This window comes from Microcoleus sp. K4-B3 (assembly GCF_036704615.1).
Classification (GTDB): Bacteria; Cyanobacteriota; Cyanobacteriia; order Cyanobacteriales; family Microcoleaceae; genus Microcoleus.
The window spans coordinates 21,824-28,639 of record NZ_JAUBSF010000085.1; the positions used below are offsets into that span (position 1 = coordinate 21,824).

The window sequence follows — 6,816 nt, forward strand, 5'->3', positions numbered from 1 at the left end:
TAGAGGACACGGCAGTGCCGTGTCCCTACCCGGATTAATTGTAGGGACACGGCACTGCCGTCTCCAAGTCTGTGGGTAATATTAATTCCCATGCTACCGGATTTGATATGACGCACCATACTTGCTACTTGCTAACTTCAAACGGAGTGGATTTCCCCCCCAAAGCTTCGACGATGGCGCGAGTATTAGCCGACATCATTTTCACATAAGAATCGCCCTCGCTTCCAGCCGCCCCAATCGAATCCGAATAAAGTTGCTGCGCCGCCAATTTCACCCCCGCTTCCTCCGCCACAGTTTTAATCAGTTGCGGGTTAATTGTAGTCTCCGCAAAAATAGCAGGAACTCCTGCCGCTTTTACCGATTCTACTAACTTTTGCACCGTTTGAGCGCTCGGCTGTTCCTCCGTACTAATCCCGATCAAACTGTCAGCAATTCCCAATCCGTAAATGCGGCTGTAATATTGAAAAGCATCGTGAGTTGTTACTAATTTGCGCTTATTTTCGGGAATAGTTTTAATCTCTTGTTCGATCCAACTATCCAAACGTTTTAACTCTTCAGTAAGTTTCACAGCATTCTGCGTAAACTTCTCCCGATCTTCCGGCGACAGGTCGATTAGCGCATCCCGAATCGCTTCCACCATTTGAACTACATTTTCTACATTTCCCCAAACGTGCGGATCGGGTACGGTATTGCCTTCTTTATTCAGTAGCAAAGGCTTGACAACTTCGCCCACTGCTAATTTCCGCGCCTTAATTCCGGCGGCATTCATCATCCTAATTAATCCCGGTTCCAAATTGTAACCGTTATACAAAATTAAGTTAGCTTGTTCTAAGGCTTGAGAATCTTTTGGCACCGGTTCGTAAACGTGAGGATCGGTTCCCGGCTGCAAAATTCCTGTTAGCTGAATTTCGCCTCCCGCTACTCGATCGGTCAAATCCTCAATAATTGTGCTGGTAGCAACTACCTTGGGTTTAGCATCTGCCTCTGGAGAGAGGCGATCGCCCTGGGTTTGAGCGCAACTAAATAAACCCACAGTCAAAATGCCGCAAGCAATAGTTCTAATCCAAAATACCTTGGACTTGTCCAATTGAGGGGCGGCGGTTTCAATCCCCCACTCACCGCGAAACTCCCCTTTATCGGATTGCTTCACAATTGCCGTCGGTTTTAACCGACTTGAGATTTTCGCCACAAAACCTATGGTTTGAGGGGTTTCGAGCTTGCACTGTCGCATTATCTACCTCTCCTGCGTTCCAGATTATTCCTATTTACCGATGATTTCATATTCTTTTCATTTTTACAGTAAACTTAATAAAAAGGAGATAGACTCACCGCCATGAATACCGCCGCCTTGTCCAACGAGAATCATTGGTCTCAAATGGTTTGCCACCTCAAAGACAGCGCTACCAACACTGAAATTATCACTGTTAAGCACTTAGCAGTAAACTACCGCACGGTAGAGGCACTCAGAGATATCAGTCTTTGTGTCAAACCGGGAAGGCTGACGGGTATTATTGGCCCCAACGGTGCCGGCAAAAGCACGCTGATCAAAGCAATGTTGGGCTTAATTCCCGCAACTCGCGGCACTGTTACCTGGGGCGAAGAAGCGATCGCCGATCGACTCGAAACAGTAGCCTACGTGCCGCAGCGATCGCAAATTGACTGGAACTATCCCGCCACCGTTTGGGATGTCGTGATGATGGGAAGAGTCAGAAAAGCCGGATGGTTTCGCCGCTTCTCCGCAGCTAGCCGCCGCACCGCTGCCGATGCCTTAGAAAGAGTAGGCATGAGTGCTTACAAAGACAGACCGATCGGACAACTTTCCGGCGGACAGCAACAGCGAGTATTTCTAGCTAGAGCATTAGCACAAGAAGCCGCTATTTTCTGCTTTGACGAGCCGTTTGTCGGCGTTGACCAAAAAACTCAAAATATCATTTTCGACATCTTCCACCAGCTATCAAATGCCGGGAAAATTGTCTTAGTAGTCAACCACGACTTAGGCGAATCAATCACCAATTTTGACGATTTAATTTTGCTAAATACAGAATTAATTGCCGCTGGTTCCCGCCAAGAAGTGCTAACACAAGAAAACCTTTACCGCGCCTACGGCGGACAAGTAATGTTTTTTGCCGGACAAGCAGCTTAATTAGCCACCCCTCATTAATCTAGGATTTACACTCTTGAACGTGGTTTATTTGATAATCTTGAATTGGGCAACGATAAATCTCGGATCAAACTCACATCTTGCAACATTCTCAAGAACAGGCAAGATGCCTATGAAGCGAGAAAATTCACTTTTTGTGGAACAGGCATCTTGCCTGTTCATAAAAAGCTTATTGAGAATGGTGAAACATCTCAGATCAAACCGGGTTGCTTTGGTTGTTAGTCATTAGTTAACTGTGATTTGATAATTTTATGATACAAACCTTAATTGAGCCGTTGCAGTACGGATTCATGCAGCGATCGCTCATAATTGCCATTCTCGTCGGCATCGTCTGCGCGATCGTCGGCAGCTACCTAATGGTACAGCGGTTGGCCTTGCTCGGAGACGCCATCAGCCACTCGGTTTTGCCCGGATTGGCGATCGCATTTATCCTCGGAGCAAACATCTTTATCGGCGCTTTCATTGCCGGAGTTTTGAGTACAGTCATCATAGCTTGGATCAAAGCTCGATCGACAATCAAAGAAGACGCCGCCATGGGCATTGTCTTTTCGGCATTCTTCGCCCTCGGCATTACCCTAATTACGATCGTCCAAAAAGACAACAAAATCGACCTCAACCACTTTCTTTTCGGCAACATCCTCGGCGTTACGGCTGAAGATGCGATCGACACAGCCGTCATTGTTACCGTAGTCTTATTAGTTGTAGTATTCTTTTACAAAGAATTGCTATTTTACACATTCGATCCATTAGGAGCGCAAGCAACAGGTTTGCCAGTAAACCTGCTCAACTTCGGGCTGATGGTACTCATCGCCCTCACAATAGTTGCCAGCCTCAAAGCTGTTGGCGTAGTGCTAGTTTTGTCCCTATTAATTACACCCGCAAGTACCGCATATCTCCTAGTCACTCGCCTGCACCAAGTAATGATTTTAGGCGCAATAATCGGAGTTATTTCCAGCATTAGCGGAATGTATCTCAGCTACTTTTATAACTTACCATCCGGCCCCGCAATAGTTTTAGTTGCCTCGGGATTATTTGTGCTATCATTGCTGTTCAGTCCAACTCAAGGAATCCTCACCCAGCCCCGCACACACTCCGGCCAAATTCCTCCAATATGGCGGGAATTTAAAAATTTAACTAAAGGCCGATAACAACTAACTTTGTAGTAAAGCTTCAGCACCGCCCCTCCCATTGTTAATAAGAATCTGCGTTAATCCCCGTGGATGTGCGGTTCAAAAAAGCCTCTTCAATTAATCCCCGTAACTGCGAATCGTTGGCTGCATCCAGATTGTGTAAAAACGGTTTTTTTTAGGAGTGGGAGAAAGCAAGAATGGGATGATACCGAATCGGGCGATCGCAACTGCGAACTATTGCTCAAAAAAACTGTACAATAACAAAAGTTAAATTTTCACCCAAACAGAGTTACTCAGTTAAAAAACATGACAGTCAAAGTAGGAGACACCGCACCCGATTTTACCTTACCCTCTCAAACTGGCACATCAGTCAGCCTCAAAGATTTTAAAGGTAAAAAAAACGTCATAGTCTACTTTTACCCCAAAGACGACACACCCGGATGCACAACCCAAGCTTGCGCTTTTCGAGATAGCTACGAAGTCTTCAAAGACGCCGGTGCAGAAGTCATAGGAATTAGCGAAGATTCGCAACAATCGCACCAGCAATTTGCCACCAAATATCAGCTACCCTTTACACTGCTAAGCGATACTGGCAACAAAGTTCGGCAATTGTACGGCGTTCCAGCTACACTCTGGATTATGCCCGGTAGAGTAACTTATGTCATTGACAAAGAAGGCGTTGTCAAGCATATTTTTGACTCCATGTTAGACTTCAAAGCACACGTTGCAGAAGCACTCAAAACTTTAGAAACCATCAAAAGTTAGATGGATTTGCTTAAATATATTGTTGGTAGTGAGGACGAAAGTCCTCATTGTCTAAACAACCAAGAAAAAACTAAATTCGTGACTGCGAAGTAACGGTTTGTAGTGAAAACGGGAGTTCTGAGACTAGAGATTTTCCCCTACCCAAATTTTAAAAGCTTGAATAGCGGGGGTTCTACCAGCAACTTGACTCTGCTGAGTGTACTGATTCACCAGTTCGACAATCGGGATATTGGGGAAAGTGGGACTCACATCAGACTCAATATATTGTTCGGCTTGCAAGACGTTGATTTGTAGCCCTCGCCGTGCGTATCGCCAAAGTTCCGGTACTCGTAGAATTTGATAATTATCCAACTGCGTGCGAGAGGTGAGATCAATTTCTATAGCTAAATCTGGGGGCGGATCAATACTCATATCGAGGCGATTTTTACCGATAACGGCTGCTTGATTTTGAATGTAAAAACAGGTATCCGGTTCGACAGCCTGACTCATGCTTTCATTTTTCAACGTTGTCGAACCTAACGACTCAAATGCTATTTGTCGTGTTTCCAACAAAATTTTTACCATGTCGCCAATAATTTCTTTGGCTTTTTCATGTTCGGGCAGAGGAACGATAATTTCTAACCGTCCGTTACTGTAGGAAAGTCGGGAAGCACGACGTTCTCCTAATTCCGCCAAAATACTTTCAAATTGTTGCCAGTTCACATCTTCAACCAGTAATTGCTGACCCGGTTGAATCTTTAATTGTCTTAACTCCAATAGCATAATTGTTCCTCCATTTTCTCTAGGAAATATCAGCCAAGTCCTTACTACTAATCATTATCTTAAAAAAACAAGAAAAAACTAAAGTCCTTACTACGAACCCAAAGTTTGTAGTAAGGACTAAAGTCTTTTTTTGCTAACGGCTTGCAGCCATTAACAATTAGCACTCAGCAATTATCTAGCTTTTCGCAACACTCGATTTTTCAGATGTAGCGCTTTCGGCAGTTTTGCCATTTTTGCTATTACCGTTACCGTTGCTGTGACGGGGTTGGATAACTCCATAGCCACCGTGAGTCTTTCGTTCGTAGAGTACGTTAATTTCGCCTGTTTCCGCATTACGGAACATATAGAAATCGTGATCGATAATCTGCAATTGTTCCAAAGCTTCTTTCACAGTCATTGGAGGCATGGCAAAATACTTAGTCCGCACCACCTCAGCAGGAAGTTCGGGAGTTCGATCGCCAATCAGATCCGCTACTACAGGATGTTCATCAACTACCGTAACCGTTTTGGCACTACTTTGGGTCTTGTTGTCGTGGCGTTTTTCCTTAAATTTCCGCAGTTGACGAGCTATCTTGTCGGCAACCAAATCGATGCTGGCATACAGGCTTTCCGTGCTTTCCTCAGCCCGAATCACGCTGCCGTTAGCATAAATAGTTACCTCAGCAGTCTGCTTAGGATTGATCCTGGGGTTACGAGCCACCGATAGATGTATGTCCACTTCTGTCGTCAAAGTTTGAAAATGGCTAACTGCCTTTTCCACCTTTTGATTGACGTACTCGCGAATCGCATCGGTGATTTCTATATTCTTACCCTGGATAACAAGCTTCATAGAGCTCCCTCCCTTCTGTAACTTGGGTATATTTTATACAATAGCACTATGTATTCTGGAAAACTCTTATCTTCCAAATCTTTTATTATATGTTGACAATTCTTGATTTAAGCTGGGCCAATATTCCGTAAAAATACTATTGATTTTTTGCATGGTTTCTCCTCTAATCCCTCAATCGCTAAATACACAACCCTGCTTGCTTCTCGATTGGGGACAAGTGCCCTACTCCCAAGCTTGGGAAATCCAGCAAAAACTCGTGCAAGAACGCCGCGACAGGCCTGATTTGCCAGATGTCCTGATTTTGCTGGAACATCCGCCGGTTTACACTTTGGGAATGGCAGCAAAGCTGGAATTTCTGAAATTTGACCCAAGTCAAACTGGGCCGGAACTGCACCGAGTTGAGCGGGGCGGCGAGGTGACTTACCACTGTCCCGGCCAATTGGTGGGCTATCCGATTTTAAATTTGCGGCGCCACCAGCAAGATTTGCACTGGTATTTGTGGCAGTTGGAGGAAGTGCTGCTGGGGGTGCTGGAAGTTTGCGGGTTGAAGGGTTCGCGGGTTCCCGGTATGACTGGAGTTTGGGTGGATGGGTGCAAAGTAGGCGCGATCGGCATTAAAGTCAGCCGCTGGATTACGATGCACGGTTTTGCTTTAAATGTTTGCCCGGATCTCGCAGGTTTTGGGCAAATTGTACCTTGCGGAATTCCCGATCGACCTGTTGGGAGTTTAGAGCAGTTTATCCCCGGAATTGAGGTCGATCGAGTTAGGGCGATCCTTGTCGCTGAGTTTGCTCGCGTTTTTGCAGTGGAAATAGTGCGATCGAATGTGTAGGGTGCGTCCCTGTCAATCTTACTACTAACGATCCAAGTGCGAGCGCTCTTAAATTATCAAAAACATCAGGCTTAATTCTCCACCCAATCACTTAAAAACTCCAGACTAAGGATGCTAAATATCGAATCGAATTAACGCGGCGGTGTTTGCGAGACTTGGGGGTATTATAGAGATAATTTTAACGGTCTGTACTTACTGACTCAAGAATTGAGAGAATTGCTGGTATAATGCGCGATCGCGGGCTTCTCTAACCTTAGAGACTGGAGTTTAGACTAAACAATGGCCGCAGCTAAAAGTAGCTGCCTTTTACTAGAAGGCAAGCTGTTACTCAACAACT

7 protein-coding genes are annotated in these 6,816 nt (G+C 45.2%); 4 read left to right on the plus strand and 3 right to left on the minus strand.

What is annotated here, in order from left to right; all coding sequences use genetic code 11:
- Positions 1–124: 124 nt before the first annotated feature.
- The gene (locus QUA78_RS26005) at positions 125–1,231 is read right to left on the minus strand and encodes a metal ABC transporter solute-binding protein, Zn/Mn family (RefSeq protein WP_333303169.1); all 1,107 of its coding nucleotides are present in this window, start codon (positions 1,229–1,231) and stop codon (positions 125–127) included.
- A gap of 144 nt (positions 1,232–1,375) precedes the next feature.
- Between QUA78_RS26005 and QUA78_RS26010 the strand changes: the two genes are divergently transcribed.
- The 3 genes from QUA78_RS26010 to QUA78_RS26020 all read left to right on the plus strand — a co-directional run bounded on the left by QUA78_RS26010 (position 1,376) and on the right by QUA78_RS26020 (position 4,056).
- Complete coding sequence (locus QUA78_RS26010; RefSeq protein WP_445302374.1) at positions 1,376–2,143, plus strand: metal ABC transporter ATP-binding protein; 768 nt, start codon at positions 1,376–1,378, stop codon at positions 2,141–2,143.
- 269 nt (positions 2,144–2,412) lie between these two features.
- Positions 2,413–3,309, plus strand: a complete 897-nt coding sequence (locus QUA78_RS26015) for a metal ABC transporter permease (RefSeq protein ID WP_333303171.1) — start codon at positions 2,413–2,415, stop codon at positions 3,307–3,309.
- A gap of 288 nt (positions 3,310–3,597) precedes the next feature.
- Positions 3,598–4,056 carry a peroxiredoxin gene (locus QUA78_RS26020; protein WP_333303172.1) on the plus strand — a complete coding sequence of 153 codons (459 nt, stop codon included), beginning with the start codon at positions 3,598–3,600 and terminating at the stop codon, positions 4,054–4,056.
- Between the two features lie 123 nt (positions 4,057–4,179).
- Here the strand turns inward: QUA78_RS26020 and QUA78_RS26025 are convergent, their stop codons facing one another.
- Positions 4,180–4,818 carry a Uma2 family endonuclease gene (locus QUA78_RS26025; protein ID WP_333303173.1) on the minus strand — a complete coding sequence of 213 codons (639 nt, stop codon included), beginning with the start codon at positions 4,816–4,818 and terminating at the stop codon, positions 4,180–4,182.
- 175 nt (positions 4,819–4,993) lie between these two features.
- The gene (gene hpf, locus QUA78_RS26030) at positions 4,994–5,647 is read right to left on the minus strand and encodes a ribosome hibernation-promoting factor, HPF/YfiA family (protein WP_333303174.1); all 654 of its coding nucleotides are present in this window, start codon (positions 5,645–5,647) and stop codon (positions 4,994–4,996) included.
- Between the two features lie 151 nt (positions 5,648–5,798).
- On the opposite strand from hpf, the gene lipB reads away from it, so the two are divergent.
- The gene (gene lipB, locus QUA78_RS26035; protein ID WP_333303175.1) at positions 5,799–6,479 is read left to right on the plus strand and encodes a lipoyl(octanoyl) transferase LipB; all 681 of its coding nucleotides are present in this window, start codon (positions 5,799–5,801) and stop codon (positions 6,477–6,479) included.
- Positions 6,480–6,816: the final 337 nt, after the last annotated feature.

Coding starts and splice junctions, on each gene's coding strand:
- QUA78_RS26005 (WP_333303169.1), bottom strand. CDS start 1,231: ATGCGACAGTGCAAGCTCGAAACCCCTCAAACCATAGGTTTTGTGGCG.
- QUA78_RS26010 (WP_445302374.1), top strand. CDS start 1,376: ATGGTTTGCCACCTCAAAGACAGCGCTACCAACACTGAAATTATCACT.
- QUA78_RS26015 (WP_333303171.1), top strand. CDS start 2,413: ATGATACAAACCTTAATTGAGCCGTTGCAGTACGGATTCATGCAGCGA.
- QUA78_RS26020 (WP_333303172.1), top strand. CDS start 3,598: ATGACAGTCAAAGTAGGAGACACCGCACCCGATTTTACCTTACCCTCT.
- QUA78_RS26025 (WP_333303173.1), bottom strand. CDS start 4,818: ATGCTATTGGAGTTAAGACAATTAAAGATTCAACCGGGTCAGCAATTA.
- hpf (WP_333303174.1), bottom strand. CDS start 5,647: ATGAAGCTTGTTATCCAGGGTAAGAATATAGAAATCACCGATGCGATT.
- lipB (WP_333303175.1), top strand. CDS start 5,799: ATGGTTTCTCCTCTAATCCCTCAATCGCTAAATACACAACCCTGCTTG.